The following is a 310-nucleotide window of genomic DNA, read 5'->3' as shown; positions in this document are numbered from 1 at the left end:
GATGGATTATCTGGCCGAACACAAAATCGGTATTGAGTCCTGTCTGACGTCGAATATCCAGACCAGCACTGTCGCCAGCCTGGCCGGTCACCCGCTCAAGCAGTTTCTCGACCACGGTATTCTGGCCTGTCTGAATACCGATGACCCGGCCGTGGAAGGCATTGAGCTGCCATACGAGTACGAAGTGGCTGCGCCGAAAGCAGGTCTGACACCGGAGCAAATCCGTCAGGCGCAAATCAATGGCCTGGAACTGGCATTTCTGTCTGACAGCGAGAAGAACGCCCTGCGTGAGATGGCGGCCAAGCGTTAA

1 pseudogene is annotated in these 310 nt (G+C 56.1%); it reads left to right on the top strand.

Going from position 1 to position 310, the window contains the following annotated elements:
* A pseudogene (locus ACYP03_RS25350) lies at positions 1 to 310 on the top strand (adenosine deaminase); the annotation flags it as partial.

It is taken from the genome of Photobacterium sp. R1 (genome assembly GCF_054600795.1).
The sequence above is the reverse complement of the archived record's forward strand: the minus strand, read 5'-3'. Positions and strand labels throughout refer to the sequence as shown.